This is a genomic window from Acidobacteriota bacterium (assembly GCA_028875575.1).
Taxonomy (GTDB): domain Bacteria; phylum Acidobacteriota; class Terriglobia; order Versatilivoradales; family Versatilivoraceae; genus Versatilivorator.
Window position 1 is genome coordinate 77,762 of the sequence record JAPPDF010000100.1, and the last position, 19,251, is coordinate 97,012.

The window sequence follows — 19,251 nt, forward strand, 5'->3', positions numbered from 1 at the left end:
ACTAACCGGACCCATCGGGATTCCCTGAAACAGGAGGACGGAGTGGCAACCAAGGCCGAAAAGCGCATGGTTCTGGACGTCATTGACGGCATGCAGGAGGAAATCGTGACAGCCGTCAGTGAGCTGGTTCAGATTCGCAGCATCAATCCGGGTTACCCCGGGACCGATTACGAGGCCGAAGTCGGGGGCGAAACCCAAGCCAACCAGTACCTGGCCGGACACTACCAACAGCTCGGAGTGGAAGTCGACCTTTGGGAGGTCGAGCCGAAACGGGCCAATCTGGCCGGTGTCTGGAAGGGAACCGGCGGGGGCAAGTCGCTGCTCTTCAATGGACATATCGATACGGTTCCCACCGGCCTGCCCGAGACCTGGAAGTCCGGAGATCCCCTGAGCGGCAAGGTCGAGGGAGGGCGGATCTACGGCCGGGGATCCTGCGACATGAAGGGTCCTCTGGTCTCTCAGATGATGGCGATCAAGGCGATCCAGTCGGCGGGGCTCGAGCTCAAGGGGGAACTGACTCTCTCCGCCACTGCGGGCGAGGAGAATATGGACAGCGCCACCATCGGAGCCGGCGATCTGCCCAAGCGGGGCTATCGGGCCGACGCCGCCGTGGTCTCGGAACCCTCGGCGCCACCGTACCCCCTGGCAGTGGTGCCGGTCTCACCCGGCTTGTGGTGGGTCAGTGTGACCGTCGAGGGGAAGGCCAGCCATGCCTCCACCCGCGGAGAGACCTTTCGGGCCGGCGGCCTGGGAGCCGAGGTGGCTGTCAATGCCATCGACAAGGGCGTTTACCTGGTCAACATGATCCGCAAGCTGGAGGACGAGTGGGGACTGACCAAGAAACATCCACTCTTCAAGCCCGGCCACTTCACCATGCTGCCGGGCGTCATCACGGGTGCCCCTCACGGCGTTCAGGTACCCTTCTTCATATCGGATTTCTGCACGATCGAGTATTGCCTGTGGTATCACCCCGAGGATTCTCCCGAGGCGGTCCGGCAGGAGTTCGAGGAATATCTCAGCCATGCCTGCCAGTTGGACGAATGGCTCCGGCTCCATCCGCCCAAAGTGGAATGGAAGGTCAACTGGCCGGCCTATTCGGTGGATCCCGACCATGCGATCTGCCAGGCCATGGCCGCTGCCCACGGGGAAGCCGCGCAGGGATCACGATTCGACGTGCCGGCCCGGTTCGCCGGTTTCTACGCGGTGTGCGACGCCGCCTTTCTCAACCGGCAGGAGATTCCAAGCATTGTCTACGGGCCCGGCAGCATCCTGGTCGCACACGCTGCCGACGAGTATGTCGAGATCGACGAGCTCATGGTGGCCACCAAGGCCTATGCCTTGCTGGCCATGGATTGGTGTGAAGTGAGTGCGTAGAACTGCCGGCGCTGTCCGGAATCTTGCGGTCAGCCCGGTCCAAGGGAGCGCCAATGAGCAACGACCCCGTTGTTTACCCCTATATTCCCAACTCGGTCCCTGAGATCAAGGCGCGGATGCTGGAGGAGATCGGCGCCGGCAGTATCGAGGAGCTGTACGCCGAGATCCCGAGCCATTTGCGGTTCAAGGGCCCCCTGAACCTGCCTGAACCCATACTGGACGAAGCTTCCATCAAGAGGCACGTGGAGCAGTTGCTGCGGAAAAACCGGAACTGTTCGGAGTACCTCAGTTTCCTGGGAGCCGGCTGTGCTCAGCACTACGTTCCGGCGGTGTGCGATGAGATCAACAACCGCGCCGAGTTCCTCACGGCTTACGTGGGGGAGTCCTATGCCGATCACGGCAAGTGGCAGGCGTTCTTCGAGTACGCCAGCCTGATGGGAGACCTGCTGGAGATGGATGTCCTGAGCTGTCCCCTCTATGACGGACCTCAGGCAGCCGCCACCTCTCTGCGCATGGCCTCCCGCATCACCGGGCGCCCTCGGGTCCTGCTGCCCAGATCCATGGGCGAAGAGACCCTGTCCATCATCAGGAACTATCTCAAGGGGGGCGGGGACTCCGCGCTCGAAGTGAGTCTCATCCAGTTGGACCCGGCGACCGGCCTGGTGGATATCCGCGACCTGAGATCCAAGCTGTCGGACCACACGGCGGCGGTGGCGATCGAAAATCCCGGATACCTGGGTGTGATCGAGACCCGGGCCGAGGAGATCGGCCGCATGGTCAAAGCCCACGGCGCCGAATTGGTGGTCTACACCGATCCCATCTCCCTGGGCGTGATGGCCCCTCCCGCAAACTACGGCGCCACCTTCGCCTGCGGAGATTTTCATCCCCTGGGCATGCATCTGCTCTGCGGCGGTGGGCAGGGAGGCTTCATCGCCACCCATGACGACATGAGATATGTCGCCGAATTCAAGGACCTGATGTTCGGTCTTACCGAAACCGTTCGCGAAGGGGAGTATGGCTTTGGCGAGGTGCTATTCGAGAGGACCTCCTACGGTTCCCGCGAAAAGGGCAAGGAGTATACCGGCACCACCACCGGGTTGTGGGCCATCACGGCGGGAGTCTATCTGGCTCTGTTGGGTCCCAGGGGGATGCAGGAGCTGGGTCAGGTCATCATGCAGAGGGCCCAGTATGCCGCCAAGCGCATCGCGGGGATCCAAGGCGTCAAGGTGCTCTTTCCCACACCCTTCTTCAAGGAATTCGTCGTGAGTTTTGGAGACACCGGGCAAAGCGTGGAGCAGGTCAACAAGTCCCTGCTGGAGCACCGGATCCTTGGCGGCAGGGACCTCTCCGGGGAATTCCCGGAATTGGGGCAAAGCGCTCTCTACTGCGTCACCGAAATCATGACCAAGGAGGACATCGACCGGCTGGTCACGGCCCTGGAGGCTGTTGCAGGGCAAGGCTGAGCATCACCGACCGGTTGTCCCGGGAGACGATTCAATGGGCAGGAACCAATCGACGCTGTTGCGCAAGTTCCATCAGGCGAGGTGGGATGAGGAGATCATCTGCGAGATGAGCGTCCCGGGCGAGCGCGGAATCCTCGTCCCCAGGGTTGAACGGGAAATAGAGGCCGAGATCGGAGACGGGGTTTCCAGGATCCCGGCAAACCTCAGGAGAGAAAAGCCGGCCGCACTGCCCGAAGTCAGCCAGGTTCGCACCCTGCGACACTTCCTGCGACTTTCCCAGGAGACCATGGGCGCGGACATGACCGTCGATGCCAGCGAGGGGACCTGTACCATGAAGTACAGCCCCAAGGTTCACGAACAACTGGTGGGGAACCCGGGCCTCAGGGATATTCATCCCCTTCAGGACGAGGACACCATGCAGGGCATTCTGGAGGTTTACTTCCGGTTGGAAGAGTTCCTCAAGGAGATATCGGGTCTGGACCATTTCAGTTTCCAACCGGGCGGCGGCGCCCAGGGTGTCTACGCCAATGCCTGCATGGTTCGGGCCTGGCACGAGGCCAGGGGGGATGAGAAGAGATCGGAGATTATTACCACGTTGTTCTCTCACCCCTGCGACGCCGCCAGTCCGGCCACCGCCGGATACAAGGTGATCACCCTCATGCCCGACCAACGCGGATATCCCGACCTGGAAGCCATGAAGGCGGCTCTGTCCGAGCGTACGGCCGGGATTTTCGTTACCAACCCGGAGGACACCGGAATTTACAACCCCAGGATCGATGAATACGTCAAGGCGGCCCACCGGGTGGGAGCCCTCTGCGCCTACGACCAGGCCAACGCCAACGGAATCCTGGGCATTACCCGAGCCAGGGAAGCCGGGTTCGATCTCTGCCACTTCAATATCCACAAGACCTTTTCCTCTCCCCACGCCTGCATGGGACATTCCACCGGGGCCGTCGGAGTGGTCGGGGAATTGGGTCGGTTTCTGCCGGTCCCCCGGGTGACATTCGACGGAACCGGATACCATCTGGAATACGATCGGCCCGACAGTATCGGCAGGGTGCGCTGCTTTTTCGGAAACGCGCCCACGATTCTGCGGGCCTACGCCTGGATCATGCAGCACGGCGCCGACGGGTTGCGGGAAGTCGCCGAGTGCTCGGTGCTCAACAACAACTACCTGCTCAAGAAGCTGAGTGAAATTCCGGGGGTGGTCATTCAGTATGCTCAGGGAAAACGCCGGCTGGAGCAGGTTCGCTACTCCTGGGACAAGCTGAAGCAGGACACCGGCGTCGGCACCGAAGACGTGATGCGAAGAATGGCCGACTTCGGTCTGCAGCACTACTGGATGAGCCATCCTCCCTGGATCGTGCCGGAGCCGTTTACCCTGGAACCCTGCGAGTCCTATTCCAAGGACGATCTCGACGAGTACATCGCCGTACTGCGGCAGATTTCCCGGGAGGCCTACCAGGATCCCCAATTCGTCAAGAACGCTCCCCACAACTCCGTAGTCCACAAAGTTCCCTCGCCCGGCATCGACGAACCCGAGAGAATCGCCGTCACCTGGCGCCAGTACCAGAGGAAAAAGCGCACCGCTACCGCCGACCCCCAGGTGTAATCGGCGGTTCAGGATGTTTGCAAACCCCTCGCAATTCTCAATGCGATCAGGGGCACCCGAGCCTGTGCGTTCCAGGCGCAAACCAGGTCGGCACAGCAGATAACTGACCTGGACCAAAAAAAGGGATCCGCGAGGAGCTACCAAGGACCACGAAGCGAGATGTCTCTGCCGCATGGGCAGGGCTGCGGCCCGGCAAGCCAGCGCGTGCCCCCTCGAGGAGCAGGAGTGATGGGAGGAGGCCCACCCGGGAGCGCGGGCGTCCCGCCCGCATGCACTCCCGTTGCCTGCCACTCAGTTTCTCTGCAAGGGGCACCCGTCTACCCTGCCGGCGGGAACGGCATGGGCTGGGCCGAAGCAGAGTCCCGGCGCCGTTGCCGGTCGACCCGAGTGGAGCCGGAAGTCGAGGCTGTGCCAGGACTTGTGCGGGCGGGACGCCCGCGCTCCCGGGTGGGCTTCATTCCGTGACGTCGTCGCAGTTAAGGTGGTCCATCAGATTGTGTTTCAATTCGTGGTGCGTCTCCAACACCATCGGCAGTCGCTTCCTCGTGTGAGCTGACCGGCAGGGCAGGGACGGAACTTATATGTAAACCATTACTATTCAGCATTTAGGACGTTGATTTATAGATAGGTTGTATGAGTTTTTTAGAGGTGGTAAGAGCCATGTGCGGTGATCGCCGATGAAGAGCGTGGGCCTGATTGTCAATCCCGTCGCCGGGATGGGAGGCAAGGTGGGGCTCAAGGGCAGCGATGGCCCTGAAGTCCTGCGCCTGGCCCGAGAGCTGGGCGCGACTCCTGAATCTCCACAGCGGGGCGGCCAGGCGCTGGCCGCCCTTTCCGAATCGAGGGATGCGCTGCAATGGATCACCTGTCCGGGGGAAATGGGAGAGGACATCTGTCGTCGTGCCGGACTCGATCCCCTGATCCTGAGTTCCACACAGGGACGGGAAACCACCTGGGAAGACACGGAACGGGCCGCCGGGCAGTTGTTGGACAGAGAGGTGGACCTGCTGCTGTTCGCGGGTGGGGACGGCACCGCCCGGAATGTCTGCAGGGCCGTTGGCAGCCGCCTGGTGGCCCTGGGAATTCCAGCCGGAGTCAAGATCCATTCGGCGGTCTACGCCGTCACACCCAGGGACGCCGGGGAAGTGGCCCGCCGGTTTCTGGAGGGCGGGTTGAGGCGTGTTCGAGAGGGTGAGGTCATGGACATTGACGAGGAGTCCTATCGTCATGGCGTTGTCGAAGCCAGGCTCTACGGCTATCTGCGGGTCCCCGTGGAAGACCGCTATGTCCAAAGGATGAAGGCGGGAGGAGCGGTGTCGGAGGCTCAGGAGCTGGCCGGGATGGCGGAGGAGGTCGTCGGTTGCATGCAGGAATCGGAGGTTTTTGTGATCGGACCCGGGACGACCACTCGAGCCATAACGGAGAGACTGGGCCTGCCCGGCACGCTGCTGGGGGTGGACGTCGTCTGCAACCGCCGCCTGGTGGCCCGGGATGTCTCCGAGCGGCGGCTGCTGGAGCTGACCGCGGGGCGTCGGGTCAGAATCGTGATTACCGTCATAGGAGGGCAAGGCTATATTCTGGGGCGGGGAAATCAGCAAATCGGTCCGACCCTGCTCAGGCAGGTGGGCAGGCAAGGCCTGTTGGTGGTTGCTACCAAGGAGAAGCTGGCTTCCCTGGGGGGGAGACCGCTATTGGTTGACACCGGTGACGAAGCTCTGAATCGGGAGTTGAGCGGTTACCTCCGCGTCACCACGGGATATGAGGACTACGTCATCTACAAGGTAGGCCATGGATAGTCCGTCGATAACCCACCGGCCCATGGAGAGTCGGTGGGCGGAGGCCCCTTGCCGATTTGGCGGTAAGTGCTAGAATGGCAGGCGGCTTCGGGATCACCGCGGCCCATGCAGGGTCCCCGGGCCGCCTCACGGAATCTGTCGGCTCCCGGCAGTCTCGGCCGGGTCATTCCCGCCAAACTCGTTCCCAGAGTTCTACGATGAAGAAGATAGGCCTGGTTAGCCTGGGCTGCGAAAAAAACCTGGTCGACAGCGAGATCATGCTGGGGCTGCTGCGCCGAAGAGGGTACGAGATCACGGCCCAGGCCGAACGGGCGGACGTGATCGTAGTCAACACTTGCGGCTTCATCGACAAGGCCAAGCAGGAGAGCGTGGACACCATCCTGGAGATGGCGGAATTCAAGAACAGCGGCCAGTGTTCGCGCCTGGTGGTTACCGGCTGCCTGGTGGAACGCTACAGGGAGGAGATCCAAACGGAGATTCCCGAGGTGGACGCAGTTCTGGGAACGACCCAGTTGGAGTCCATTATCGACCTCTGCGAAGGACGAATCCCGCCCACAATCGATAACCGGTACTACCTGTACGACGAAAACACGCCCCGGCTGCTGACGACTCCCGGCTATACGGCCTACATCAAAGTCGCCGAGGGTTGTGATCGCCCCTGTTCCTTTTGCGTCATCCCCAGAATTCGCGGAGCCCATCGCAGCCGCCCGATGGCTTCCATCCTGAAGGAAGCCCGATTTCTGGCTGACGGCGGGGTCAAGGAGATCGTGCTGATCTCTCAGGAGACTACCCATTACGGGATCGACCTGGGTATGAAGCAGGGGCTGTCCCGGCTGCTGAGGGAACTGACCAAGGTGGAAGGGATCCACTGGATTCGCTTCCTTTACGCGTTCCCCTCGCAGCTCGGAGAGGATGTGCTGGCGGCCATGCGGGAGGAGGAAAAGATCTGCCGGTACCTGGACATGCCGCTCCAGCACGCCAGCGAGAGGGTTTTGAGATCGATGAAGCGGGGGGGCAACAGTTCCAGCCTGTCCCGGCTCCTGGATCGGGTTCGGGAAAGGGTTCCGGGAATTACCTTGCGGACCTCCATGATCGTGGGTTACCCCGGTGAGACCGAAGAGGAATTTGCCGAGTTGTGCCGCTTCGTGGAGACGATCCAGTTCGATCGACTGGGTGCTTTCACCTATTCGGACGAGGAAGAGGCCGGCAGCTATCACCTGGATGGAAAGGTGCCGCCGGCACTGATCGAAAAACGCCGCAGGCGGTTGATGGGAATCCAGGCCAAGATCTCCCGGCGGAAGAACCGGAGCATGGTGGGGAAGCGTCAACCCGTGCTCGTCGAAGGGAAGTCGGCCGAGAGCGACCTCCTCTGGCAAGGCCGGCTGGAGTCTCAAGCCCCCAGAATCGATGGCGTGGTTTTGATCAATGACCTGGAGGCTGCACCGCCCGATTCGGGAGAGTTTGGCAACGTTGAAATTACCCAGGCCATGAACTATGATCTGGTGGGCCGATTGGTATAACTCGTGGTGCATTGCCAGTGTCGGGCACGGGCGGGTGCTCCCTTTTGCCTCGGGAGGTGTGCGCGATGACGAAGTGCCCCATGTGCAAGAGGCCGGTTCGGTGGAAAGGGAACGCCTACCGACCCTTTTGCAGTGAGCGTTGCCAAACGCGTGACTTGGGAAACTGGGCAACGAACCGCTACACGGTTCCGGTGGAGAATACGCCCGAAATCGACGAAGCTGAAGAAGCACCGGCCGAAGAATAAATGGGGGCTCCGACAGTCACCAGACCATCAGGCATCAAGGACCGATTGGCGCTGGTCATTGCCACCGGATTCGGTGTCGGCTATTGTCCGATAGCACCGGGCACGGTCGGTTCCTTTGTCGGCATTCTACTGATCCTGCTCCTCTCCCGTTGGCAGCTCCTGGGGGGACAACGGGTCTTCGTCAATTGGCTGGTGGTGGCGGTTATTGGCGCCGTAGGCATCTGGGCGGGTTCCCGGGCGGAAGCAGTCCTGGGCAAGCGGGATCCACCTCAAGTCGTCATCGATGAGATCGTGGGTCAGTTATTGACGTTCGGCCTGATCTTCAGGAACCCCCGGCTCACCCTGCTATTACTCGGTTTTTTGTTCTTTCGCTTCTTCGACATCGCCAAGCCCTTCCCGATAAGGTCCCTGGAGAGAGTTCCCCTGGGATTCGGAATCGTCCTCGACGATTTGGCCGCCGGTTTTTACGCCTCCTTGTTGCTGGTGCTGATTGATCGCTATTGGCTCTCGCTGGCATAATCCTTTCGATCTGACCCATGATTAGAATTCTGGATCTGCTACCTGCAGCAGCCCTTCCCGGAGGGGAAATATTTGTTCGCTGCAGTGGCTTGGAATTGAAGTCCTACTTGCGGCCCGATGTGAGGATCCAGCGGTCGTCCGGCCACCTGGTTTCGGCAGCCTCCGATCTGATTGTGGCGCAGGTCCCATCGGATGCCCGCAGCGGGGAATTGTGGATTGCCATTGACGGACAGGAAAGCAATCACGTCGCCTGTGAAGTGGCCGATCCGGTGACTGACAATTTGCACCCGGTGGCCAATCCGGTCCTGGATTCGGGTGGCAACCTCTTTTCCACCCTGAGCGGTCGCAAGGGTGAGAAGGTTCCCAACTCCATCTTCAGGATCAGCCGGACCGGGGTTGTCGAACCCCTGGGCGCCGAGATCGTCAATCCGACCGGCCTGGCTCTCAACAGCAGGGACGAGCTGTTTGTTTCCAGCCGCCATGACGGGAATATCTTCAGAGTTTCCAGTCAGGGAGAGACCTCGATCTATGCCAAGGGAATGGGGGTAGCCACCGATATCGTCTTTGATCGCGAAGACAACCTTTACGTCGGCGACCGCAGCGGCACCATCTTCAAGATCGACAGAAAGCGTGAGATCTTCGTTTTTGCAACTCTCGAGCCCAGTGTGTCGGCCTATCACCTCGCCTTCGATCACGCCGGCAGCCTCTTTGTGACGGGACCGACCGCTTCTACCTGCGACCATGTCTACAAGGTCACCTCCAGCGGCGAGGTTGAGGTGTTCTTTACCGGATTGGGCAGGCCTCAGGGAATGGCCTTTGACGCGGAGGGCAACCTCTACGTGGCGGCCTCGATGGCAGGCCGGCGGGGTGTGGTGAGGATCAATCCCGATGCAGAGGCCAGGCTGGCCATCAGCGGCTCCAACCTCATCGGCTTGACATTCGGATATGGGCAGGACATGTATCTTGCCACCACCAGTTCCATCTATCGAATTCACGTCGGAGTCGAGGGTAAGCCTCTGCCCTGACACGGGCGAGGTGTATTCGGCAACCCCCTGCTCCCCTCTTGGCCGCCCGATCCCTCCCCCGTCCTATGGAAACCGCCGAAATCATCGCTATTGGGTCGGAGCTGCTGACTCCACACCGGGTGGACTCCAATTCCCTCTACCTGACCCGACAACTCAACTCCATCGGCATTGAAGTGGATCTCAAGGTGGTTGCCGGAGACCAGGAAACCCGCTTGGAGCAGGTGGTGAGGTCGGCGGTGGAGCGGTCTCCGCTGGTGATTGCGACCGGTGGACTGGGACCGACGGAAGACGACATTACCAGGAAGGTGTTCGCTCGCGTGCTGCGAAGGCAGATGGTGCTGCAGCATGACATTCTTCAGACCATCCGGGATCGCTTCCGGGGCAGGGGGCTGGAGATGCCGGGCAACAATGCCCGCCAGGCCTTGGTTCCCGTGGGGGCTCGGATCCTCGATAACCGGCTGGGGACGGCTCCGGGCCTCTGGCTGGAAAAAGGGGAGGTGGTCATCGTTCTGCTCCCGGGAGTGCCTTCGGAAATGAAGGCGATCTTTGAAGAGTCCTGCCTGCCGTTGCTCAGCCAGCGGTCGAAAGGATTTCATCTGTTTACGCGGGTGTTGAGATCGACCGGAATGACGGAGTCCCAACTCGACGAACAGATCGCTCCGATCTATACGGCCTACAAGAATCCGGTGACCACCATTTTGTCCGGCAAGGGAGAAATACAGATTCACCTGACCGGCCGCGCAAAGTCGCTGCAGGAAGCCGAGGCCCTGGTAGACAAAGTGGCCGATCCGATCCAGGTAACGTTGGGAGACGTCATCTTTTCCACGGGCGACCAGGGCCTGGAACAGGTCGTGGGTGAGTGCCTTCTCAGGAAGGAGGAGACGCTGGCCGTGGCTGAGAGCTGCACCGGTGGGCTGATTGCCGAGAGAATCACACGGGTTCCCGGCAGCTCCAGGTATTTTATGGGCGGGGTCACCTGTTACAGCAACCAATCCAAAGTGGAGTTTACCGGCATGCCGCCACTGCTGTTGGAGATGAGCGGCGCCGTCAGCGCAGAGGTGGCCAAGAGTTTGGCAGAGGGCATTCGTGAACGGATGGGAGCCAGCATCGGTATTGGAGTGACGGGTGTGGCCGGCCCTTCCGGCGGCAGCGAGGAAAAACCGGTAGGACTGGTCCATCTGGCCCTGGCCATGGGAAACCAGGTTGAGCATCGGGAGTTTCGATTCAGCGGTGATCGAGAGAGGATCCGTTTCTGGGCCTCCCAGACGGCTCTGGACATGGTGCGGCGCAGGTTGCTGTGACCGCCACGAACTCCGGGGCGGTATAGTCCGGCAACCGGGAAGTGCTGCCCGAGCGTGGTCTGCAGTGTTGAACGGCAAGCAGAGGCCAGAACCATGAAACGGGTGGCGATCATAGGCGGAGGAGGTTGGGGGACGGCTCTTTCCATTGCTCTATCCGGAATGGGACACCGGATTCGACTCTGGGTCTATGAGTCGGAGTTGGTGTCCGCCATCAACGAGAGGCGGTGCAACCCTCTCTACCTCAGCGGTTTTTCGATCCCGGACCCGGTGGTCGCCACCGATTCTCTCGACTTTGGCCTGGAAGGGGCCGAAATCGTGGTGACGGCCCTCCCGGCCAACTGTTGCCGCCGGATCTACCAGGAGATGCTTCCATACCTGCGTCCCGAGGTGATCCTGGTGAGCGCCACCAAGGGGCTTGAAAGCACCAGCCTGCAGCGCATGTCGGAGGTGATGGAGGCTGTTGTCTCAACCCGTTTTCGGCCGCGAATGGCGGCGATCTCCGGTCCCACCTTCGCCAGGGAGGTAGCTCGGGGCGATCCGACGGCCATCGTGGTGGCGGGACCCGATCCAACCGTCAACCGGGTCGTGCAAACCGAATTCTCCGGTCCCTCGCTTCGTTTCTACACCAATACCGATATCATCGGCGTCGAGCTGGGTGGGGCGGTCAAGAACGTGATCGCCATCGCCGCAGGAGTATGTGCCGGTATGGGATTGGGTTGCAATGCGGTCGCGGCGGTGGTGACACGCGGTTTGGTGGAAATGACGCGGTTGGTTGTGGCCTGCGGCGGTCGAAGTGAGACCATGGCCGGACTTGCCGGCCTGGGGGACCTGGTACTGACCTGCCATGGCGAGCTCAGTCGCAATCGCCGCGTCGGCTTCCAATTGGGAAAGGGACACGAGTTGGCCGATATCACGGCGGGAATGAGGACGGTGGCGGAAGGAATTCCAGCGACCGGGGCCACCTTGGAGCTGGCAGCCCGTTACGGATTGGAAATGCCCATAACCGAGCAGGTGAACCTGATGCTTCACCACCGAAAGAATCCGGGGGAGGCCGTGAGAGACTTGATGGGAAGACGGCTGAAGGAGGAATGAGGCCGGCCGGAACTGCAGCCTCAACTTCGAGACGGGGACTCATCGATGAGATGCAGGAAGTCGCGGATGATCCGGGCCGTCAGCCCCCAGACGTCTCGACCTTGAAAATCGTAGTGGTAGACCAGGATGTCCCGGCCCAGTCGCCGAAGGGTCTCGGTTCTGCACAAGCCGGGATCGCGAAAGAGGCTCCAGGGGACCTCCAGGATTTCTTCGACCTCTTCCGGGTTGGGGTTCAGCTCCAGCGGTGGCGAGACCCAGCCGGCAAATGGAGTGACAATCAGGTCGGTGGAGGACAGGTAGTCGTCGAACTGTCCCAGGATCCGAATTTGCGACTCCGGCAACCCGATTTCCTCTCGTGTTTCTCTCAGCGCCGTCTGAACCAGGGGCTCCTCCTCCGAGTCCCGCATTCCTCCAGGAAAGGAGATCTGCCCCTTGTGGGTTTCCACCGTTTCAGTCCGCTGTGTAAGCAGGAAATGCAAGGTGTCTTCCTGTTTCAGGATCGGTATCAGCACTGCCGCTCGCCCGGAATGGCGCCCGCTAAGCTTGTGAGGCACCCTGGCAGCCAGTTGAGAGGCAATTTGGACCGCTGTTCGCGCCATATGCTGAAAAACGTTGCCGGAGAGAAACTGATATGCGGGCCAGCATCTTAATGAATGGCCGCAAGCCGGTCAACTTGAGGATGCCGGGGGGCGGGACGGTGAGGATGCCGGGGGGCGGCAGAAATCGGGCCGACCTTAAAGATTCCGGCTACAAGCGCGGCCTGGAACAGGACGGATTCCGAGGCTCGTCAGGGGGTGAGAACTACAATGGTCAAAGCGTCTGAGACGGGTTCCTCCACAGGAATGATTGTGAGCATCCAGAGGTTTCCCGGGTCGCGCCGGCCCATGCAGTCGGTCAATCCGGCCAGGCTCATTAAGGATTTCGGTATGGAGAAAGATCATCACGCAAGGACAGGGAGCGAACGCCAGCTCCTCCTCATCGAAGAGGAGACCCTGCAATCCATGAACCTGCCCATCGGTGAAGTCAGGGAGAACCTGACCACTCGCGGAATCGTCCTGACCGGCCTCGAAAACGGAAGCATCCTCCAGATCGGGTCGGAGGTGCGGCTGCGGATCACCAAGCCCTGCCTGCCATGCAGCCGCATGGACGAGATTCGGGCCGGTCTGCAGCGGGAGCTGGAGGGACGCCGGGGCGTGCTCGCAAGGGTCGAATCCGGTGGCTCCATCTCGGTGGGGGATCCGATCCGGACTCTGTGATGGAGGCACGAGGCTGGCATCAGCCTGCGAATTGTTGCAATCCTTCGCTTCGCAGCGACACCGTAGCGCCGCCGGACCAGGAATTCGAAGTCCTCTGGACGAGCCCACCTGATTTCATTACAATCGGGCCCAATTGAAAGGGGAGAGATGGCCGAGTGGCTGAAGGCGCACGCTTGGAAAGCGTGTTTAGGGGAAACTCTAACGCGGGTTCGAATCCCGCTCTCTCCGCCAGACCTTACCGCTTTGCCGTGACGAGCGAGGACAGCAACCGTGCCCATCTATGAATACGAGTGTGTAGATTGCGGTCTTCAATTCGAAAAAATTGTCTGCCGGACGTCCGCCACCCCCACCTGCGATTCCTGCGGGAGTACCCGGGTGGAGAAACGCTACTCCGCCTTCGCGGTTGGAGCAGGCAACTCCGCTGGGTCGGAAGCAGCGTCGGGCTGCACGACCTGTGGCGCTGAACGCCCGGGCATGTGCCAGCAGATGAATTGAGCCGGACCGGCAAGATCGGATTCAGGGGCGGTCAGGCCGGAAGTCCGACCGCATTTCCGAGAAACAATCGAAGGAGATAGACTTCTGCACCGTTGGCCCTCCATCGCGACTGCCCTGGTCCTGTTGCTTGGGTGGATTCCAGTGGGTCAGTCGGCCGATGCGCCGGTTCTGGTGGAGATTCCCTCCAAGGCGTTGGTGCCGGGAGACCTTCTGCAGGTTCGATTGCACGCCCAGAGTCCCATTAGCCGGATCGAGTGTTCCTTTATCGAACAACAGGTGATGTTCTACCCCCTTGGGGACGGGAGACGCTGGGAGGCTCTTGCCGGAGTTGATCTGGAAGTCAAGCCGGGCCTTCATTCCTTGTCCGGAACGGTTTGGACGTCGGACGGGCGGTCCAAGCCGATCCGAAAGAGCCTCAGGGTTCTGCCCAAGAAATTTCCAACGCAGCGTATACGAGTCCGGCAGAAGTACGTCACCCTCAACCCGAAGGACTCGGAGAGGGCTGCGCGGGAGCACCGGCAGTTGACCGAAATCTGGCAGTCGGCCACGGCTCGAAGGATGTGGACGGAGCCCTTTATCCGGCCGGTTGCGAGCAAGCTGACCAGTGGTTTTGGCAGACGCAGAATCGTCAACGGAGAACCTCGCAGCCCGCATTCGGGAGTCGACCTGAAAGCCACCACCGGAACTCCGATCCGGGCTACCAATGCGGGCAGGGTGGTGATGGCCAAGGATCTGTTTTTTGCCGGCAAGACCATCATTCTGGACCATGGGCTGGGGCTCTATACCGTCTATGCCCACTGTTCGAGGATGCGGACCAAGACGGGAGACCAGGTGGCGCAGGGCCAAGTCATCGGGGAGGTCGGCGCCACCGGTCGGGTGACCGGCCCCCACCTGCACTGGGGCTGTCGCATCAACGGTGCACGTGTCAATCCACTCAACCTCACTACATTGACGTCCGACTCCGATGCCGGACCGTAGCCGGGTTCGGTGCTCGCCACCACGCGCCTCCAAAGACGAGTCGCGCCGCACCAACCACAAGAGCGGCGTGCCGCCGCTCTCCATCGACGAGGGACGGCCAGGGCGTTGACCTGCCGATTTGACTCAGGACCATGCAGTGGCGACCCACAATCGGGAGCAACCCTGTCATCACTCTGACTACCGACTTCGGGGTGGGGGACCCCTACGTCGGCATGATGAAAGCCGTTATTCTCTCGATTGCTCCGGACGTCAGGATTGTGGACCTGACCCACGGCATCCGTTCCCACGATGTCACGGAAGCGGCCCTGGTGATCGGGTCCAGCTACGCTTATTTTCCGGGTGGCGCCATACACCTGGTGGTGGTCGACCCGGGAGTCGGCAGCCGCAGGCGCCCGCTGCTGGTCGCCACCGAGCATGCCTATTTTGTGGCTCCCGACAACGGTGTGCTCAGCGAGATCTATACCGGCTCCACCCGGGTCGCCTGCCTGGAGTTGACGGCCGCGCGGTTCTTCCGCCACCCGGTCAGCAACACCTTTCACGGGCGCGATGTTTTCGCTCCGGTCGCGGCCTGGCTCAGTCGAGGGGTTGAACCCGAGCAATTCGGCAGCTTGGTCGATAACAGGGTTACCCTTCGCCTGCCGGAGGTGCGGATATCGGGGCGGAACGGTTTGGCGGGAACGGTACTGCGTGTCGACAAATTCGGAAACCTGATCACCAATCTCCGGGCCGAGAATTATCGGGAGCGCTTACAAGCGGGAAAATTCGTGCTGAGCATTGGCGGACACCGAGTCGACCGCCTGTGTCGGTCCTACCGCGAGTCCAAGGGCCCCGAGCCGTTCGTGATCTGGGGCAGTCTGGGTCTGTTGGAGATATCCTGCAACCAGGCATCTGCAAGCAAGCGCCTGGAAGCGGGCGTCCACGACGGATTTGAATTGCGCTTTGAGTGAAGTGCAGAACTTTTTTCCGGCGAGCAGGGACGACTCTCATGCAACCAACACCGGCAACCGAAGGGCTGAAGAACTTGCTGACTCAGCCCGAGGTCAAGTTGGACCTGGCAGCCGCGGCTTTGCAAATTGCCTCGGAAGAATATCCCGATCTCGTCCTGGCAGACTACCTGACGCGCTTGGACCGGCTGGCCGAGAGAGCCGCGGGCCAGCTTTCCCTTTCGGTGGAACCGGATGTCATCGACAGCCTGGATGGCATCAACCGGACCTTGTATCGCGAGGAAGGGTTTTCCGGAAATTCCGACGTCTACTATGACCCCCGCAACAGTTTCCTGAATGAGGTTCTCGACCGTCGCACCGGAATTCCCATTACCCTGTCCATCATCTACATGGAGGTGGGGCGGCGGCTCGGACTGGATATTCGTGGCGTCGGCCTGCCCGGCCATTTTCTTGTGAAGTGCGTGGCGGCCAGCGGCGAGTGGCTGATCGATCCTTTCTTCGGAGGAAAGACGGTCACCGAAGCGGAGTGCCGCCATCGCCTCACACGACTGCATGGAGAGAAGTTTTCCTTTCAACGCTCCTTTCTGGATTGCGTCACCAAGCGTCAGATTCTGGGGCGTCTCCTGGCCAACCTGAAGATGATCTACCTGGTCCAGAGGGATTTCGGAAGAGCCCTCAACGTGATCGATAAGATCATTCTCATCTTTCCGGATGCAGCCGGAGAGATCCGGGACCGTGGCTCCGTCTCCTTTCGGCTGCAACATTTTTCCGCGGCAATTCGGGACTGGAATCGCTATCTGGCCATGAAGCCCCAGGCGTCAGACCTCCAGGAGGTGAAGCAGAACCTGAAGGTGGCTGCAACCCAAATCGGTCTGCGCAATTGAAGGGAAGGGGCCGAGGGGAAGTGGTGGGTCGGGAAGGGGCCGACCGCCCTTGAGACTCGGCCAGGACGTGTGTGGCAATAACCAAACGGCTGGGAAGCGTACGGGAGTGACCGCACGTCCGTTCACAACATCGGACCGGCCCGCCAGAGGGCGAACTCGCGGTGTCCGGTGACCTCGTTCTTGGCGTGTTCGCCAGAGGCTGTGGCAAGGATGGTGTCGAAAATATTCTGGCCAACCTCGTCCAGGGATTGAGTCCCATCGATAATCGTGCCGGCATTGATATCCATGTTCTCTTCAAGATGGTGGAACATGCGGCTGTTGGTCGCGATCTTGAGGACCGGGACGATGGGATTGCCGGTGGGAGTCCCCCGCCCGGTGGTGAAACAGACGACGTTGGCGCCGCTGGACACCAACCCGGATACCGACGGGGTGTCGAAACCGGGTGAGTCCATGATCACAAAGCCGGATCGATTGATTCTTTCGGCGTAGTCGAAGACCCCTTGCAGTGGAGTGCTCCCTGCCTTGCGAATGGCCCCCAGCGATTTCTCTACAATGTTGGATATTCCGCCTGCGATGTTGCCCGGTGAAGGATTCTCATCCAATTCTCCTCCCAGGGCGGCCGCATAGGCCTTGTAGCGTTCCAGAATGCGCCACAGGCCCTCGGCGGCCTGGCTGGAGGCCGCACCCCTCATCAGCAGATGTTCCGCGCCGTAGATCTCCGGGGTCTCAGGCAACACGGTCGTGCCGCCGCAACTCACGATCAGGTCGCTGGCCCGTCCCAGCGCCGGATTGGCTGAGATGCCCGAGTAGGCATCCGACCCCCCGCACTGCAGGCCCAGCAGCAGGTGTTTGGCGGACACGCTGGTGCGTCTGCATTTTCGGGCCTGTTCCACCAGTTCCTCAACGATTTGAATGCCCTGCTTCACGGTTGGGGTGGTGCCTCCGGCTCCCTGGATGGTCAGATAGCGCACCCGCCCCCGGGTATGGGTCTGCAACTGGAGGGGAAGGCTGGAGTGGCACCCCTGCACGCATTCCACGTTGCTTTCCTCGCACCCAAGACCCACAACCAGGACAGCCGCAACGTTGGGGTGGTACATGATCCCGTTGTAGACCCGCATCAGTTGGGCAATGTCCTCGCCCTTCTCGCCGCCGCATCCCTCCTGGTGAGTGATGGGTATGACCCCGTCGAAATTGGGATCGTCCTGAAACTGTTGCTCGAAGTGCCTGGCGATGAGCTGGCTCGGATGGCTGGAGCAGATCACGGTTGAGAGCACCACCACGTAGTTACGGGTGCCGACGCCCCCCCATTCTCTCTGGTAGCCTTGAAAGCGTGGAACCTCGCCGGAAGGGCGAAACCGGACCGGTTTGGGATCGATTCCGGTCGGCTTCCGCCGGCCCTTGGTGTCCGGAACCATATTGTGATTGTGGACTGTGCCACCTTGGGGAATGGGACAGGTTGCCAGGCCGATGACTTCCCCGTAACGGAGGACGGTCTCGCCGGAGGCGATCCCTCGCAATGCGATCTTGTGGCCCGGCTGCACCGTCTGGGTGACCATCACACGGGTGCCGTTGGAGCTCAACAGAGTACCCTGGCCGATGGTGGCCTTGGCCACGGCCACGTTGTCATCGGGATGAACAAGGATGGCTTTATCCGACAGTCTGGCTTCGCTCATGGACATGGACCCTTATTGGCTAAGACCTTCAGGTGCCTGTAGGCATGGGATTGCAGACAGAGGAGTTATCCGGTTCGAGGGTCCAATGCCACGCCCTGATCCGGAGGGCCATCATACCAGATGGTCTCTGGCACACGGGAGTGAAATCGCGTGCCTGTGAGGCAGGACAGAGGCACTGCAGGAATCCTTGAGGTCGCCGAGCGCTTCACTTCACCCGGCGGACCCCGACCCGCCAACGGAATACCTGAGCAATCCCTTGACCTCTTCGGGCAAGCGCTCGAATACCGAAGCCGGCAGGGAAGGCACCTCGGCATTGACGCCGCCGGTGGCGTCCACGATATCCTCGCGATCGATGGTCCCGGGCCGGAGAGGGTCCAGGTTCAACCACCAGGGGGCATAGCGCACGATCACCGCAACCCGGTCCCGATCGGTTCGATTGGTGGCCACGGCATGCCAGAGGCGCGCGTCGCAGACGGCAACGGTTCCGGCCGATCCCAGCAGGCGACGCTCGTCGGGGTGAGGGGCGTCGGGGTCGACGGGGCCCCCTTTCATGGGGTGGTTGGGCTTGCGGTGGCTGCCGGGGACTACAATGGTAGCCCCGTTCTCCTCGGTAAAATCGGTCAGCATCCAGAAAGTCACCAGGTGCATGAGCAGATCGGGGTAGGGGGCCGGAATGCAGGCAGCGCTTTTCTGGTTGTAGGGCCAGTCGGCGTGGAATGACCCGCGGGGGATTCCCGGGCCATTGACCGAGCCGGTCAGCATGGAAATGCGAACATGGGAGCCCAGCAGAGACTGGGCCAGCCCCAGCACCCGTGGATGGGCCAGAAAGGGCGCCAGGGCCTGGTTCACTCTCAAGAATCCGGGGACGTGCCCGACGGGCATGGGCATGTCGGTGTGAATTCTGACGTCTCTGGCAACGCTCCGACGCAGGTCCTCCAGTTCCCGGGAGGGAACCACTCCCGGAATGAGGCAATAGCCCCGATCCTGAAGTTGGGATGCCAATGCGGTGTGGTTTGCGTTCACTCCGGTCTCTTCCGGGTTGCGGACTTCGGCCCGGGTTTCTGGGTATCGATT

Annotated in this window: 18 protein-coding genes and 1 tRNA gene; 16 read left to right on the forward strand and 3 right to left on the reverse strand. The window is 61.1% G+C overall.

The window, feature by feature from the left end; genetic code table 11:
• Positions 1-42 precede the first annotated feature (42 nt).
• The 10 genes from OXI69_17260 to OXI69_17305 all read left to right on the forward strand — a co-directional run bounded on the left by OXI69_17260 (position 43) and on the right by OXI69_17305 (position 11,947).
• A complete protein-coding gene (locus tag OXI69_17260) occupies positions 43-1,374 on the forward strand; it encodes an ArgE/DapE family deacylase (GenBank protein MDE2667893.1) in 1,332 nt (443 codons plus the stop codon).
• A gap of 53 nt (positions 1,375-1,427) precedes the next feature.
• Positions 1,428-2,837, forward strand: coding sequence for an aminomethyl-transferring glycine dehydrogenase subunit GcvPA (gcvPA, locus tag OXI69_17265; protein MDE2667894.1), 1,410 nt, complete (start codon positions 1,428-1,430; stop codon positions 2,835-2,837).
• Between the two features lie 34 nt (positions 2,838-2,871).
• Positions 2,872-4,449 (forward strand): aminomethyl-transferring glycine dehydrogenase subunit GcvPB, encoded by a 1,578-nt coding sequence (gcvPB, locus tag OXI69_17270; GenBank protein ID MDE2667895.1) that lies wholly within the window; start codon positions 2,872-2,874, stop codon positions 4,447-4,449.
• A 677-nt stretch (positions 4,450-5,126) separates the two neighbouring features.
• Positions 5,127-6,245: an ATP-NAD kinase family protein gene (locus OXI69_17275; GenBank protein MDE2667896.1), complete on the forward strand. Its 1,119-nt coding sequence runs from the start codon at positions 5,127-5,129 to the stop codon at positions 6,243-6,245.
• Positions 6,246-6,442: 197 nt separating this feature from the next.
• Entirely contained in the window at positions 6,443-7,765 is a 1,323-nt protein-coding gene (gene rimO / locus OXI69_17280; GenBank protein MDE2667897.1) for a 30S ribosomal protein S12 methylthiotransferase RimO, read from the forward strand.
• A 65-nt stretch (positions 7,766-7,830) separates the two neighbouring features.
• Positions 7,831-8,010, forward strand: coding sequence for a DNA gyrase inhibitor YacG (gene yacG, locus OXI69_17285; GenBank protein MDE2667898.1), 180 nt, complete (start codon positions 7,831-7,833; stop codon positions 8,008-8,010).
• Positions 8,011-8,529: a phosphatidylglycerophosphatase A gene (locus tag OXI69_17290; protein ID MDE2667899.1), complete on the forward strand. Its 519-nt coding sequence runs from the start codon at positions 8,011-8,013 to the stop codon at positions 8,527-8,529.
• A gap of 17 nt (positions 8,530-8,546) precedes the next feature.
• Positions 8,547-9,554, forward strand: a complete 1,008-nt coding sequence (locus OXI69_17295; GenBank protein ID MDE2667900.1) for a gluconolaconase — start codon at positions 8,547-8,549, stop codon at positions 9,552-9,554.
• 65 nt (positions 9,555-9,619) lie between these two features.
• Positions 9,620-10,855, forward strand: a complete 1,236-nt coding sequence (locus OXI69_17300; GenBank protein MDE2667901.1) for a competence/damage-inducible protein A — start codon at positions 9,620-9,622, stop codon at positions 10,853-10,855.
• 93 nt (positions 10,856-10,948) lie between these two features.
• Entirely contained in the window at positions 10,949-11,947 is a 999-nt protein-coding gene (locus OXI69_17305) for an NAD(P)-dependent glycerol-3-phosphate dehydrogenase (GenBank protein ID MDE2667902.1), read from the forward strand.
• 20 nt (positions 11,948-11,967) lie between these two features.
• On the opposite strand, the gene OXI69_17310 is transcribed toward OXI69_17305, so the two are convergent.
• Positions 11,968-12,546, reverse strand: a complete 579-nt coding sequence (locus tag OXI69_17310) for a CoA pyrophosphatase (protein ID MDE2667903.1) — start codon at positions 12,544-12,546, stop codon at positions 11,968-11,970.
• 32 nt (positions 12,547-12,578) lie between these two features.
• Here OXI69_17310 and OXI69_17315 point away from each other — a divergent pair, with 32 nt between their 5' ends.
• The 6 genes from OXI69_17315 to OXI69_17340 all read left to right on the forward strand — a co-directional run bounded on the left by OXI69_17315 (position 12,579) and on the right by OXI69_17340 (position 16,504).
• The gene (locus OXI69_17315; GenBank protein ID MDE2667904.1) at positions 12,579-12,770 is read left to right on the forward strand and encodes a hypothetical protein; all 192 of its coding nucleotides are present in this window, start codon (positions 12,579-12,581) and stop codon (positions 12,768-12,770) included.
• Positions 12,771-12,795: 25 nt separating this feature from the next.
• Positions 12,796-13,203: an MOSC domain-containing protein gene (locus OXI69_17320; protein MDE2667905.1), complete on the forward strand. Its 408-nt coding sequence runs from the start codon at positions 12,796-12,798 to the stop codon at positions 13,201-13,203.
• Between the two features lie 141 nt (positions 13,204-13,344).
• A tRNA-Ser gene (locus OXI69_17325) sits at positions 13,345-13,434 on the forward strand.
• A 405-nt stretch (positions 13,435-13,839) separates the two neighbouring features.
• The gene (locus tag OXI69_17330) at positions 13,840-14,676 is read left to right on the forward strand and encodes a M23 family metallopeptidase (GenBank protein MDE2667906.1); all 837 of its coding nucleotides are present in this window, start codon (positions 13,840-13,842) and stop codon (positions 14,674-14,676) included.
• Positions 14,677-14,807: 131 nt separating this feature from the next.
• Positions 14,808-15,623 carry an SAM-dependent chlorinase/fluorinase gene (locus tag OXI69_17335; GenBank protein ID MDE2667907.1) on the forward strand — a complete coding sequence of 272 codons (816 nt, stop codon included), beginning with the start codon at positions 14,808-14,810 and terminating at the stop codon, positions 15,621-15,623.
• Between the two features lie 38 nt (positions 15,624-15,661).
• Positions 15,662-16,504, forward strand: coding sequence for a tetratricopeptide repeat protein (locus OXI69_17340; GenBank protein MDE2667908.1), 843 nt, complete (start codon positions 15,662-15,664; stop codon positions 16,502-16,504).
• A 122-nt stretch (positions 16,505-16,626) separates the two neighbouring features.
• Here the strand turns inward: OXI69_17340 and OXI69_17345 are convergent, their stop codons facing one another.
• On the reverse strand, positions 16,627-18,177 hold the full coding sequence (locus OXI69_17345; protein ID MDE2667909.1) for an altronate dehydratase family protein: 1,551 nt from the start codon (positions 18,175-18,177) through the stop codon (positions 16,627-16,629).
• A 210-nt stretch (positions 18,178-18,387) separates the two neighbouring features.
• A complete protein-coding gene (locus OXI69_17350; protein ID MDE2667910.1) occupies positions 18,388-19,200 on the reverse strand; it encodes a phytanoyl-CoA dioxygenase family protein in 813 nt (270 codons plus the stop codon).
• Positions 19,201-19,251 lie beyond the last annotated feature (51 nt).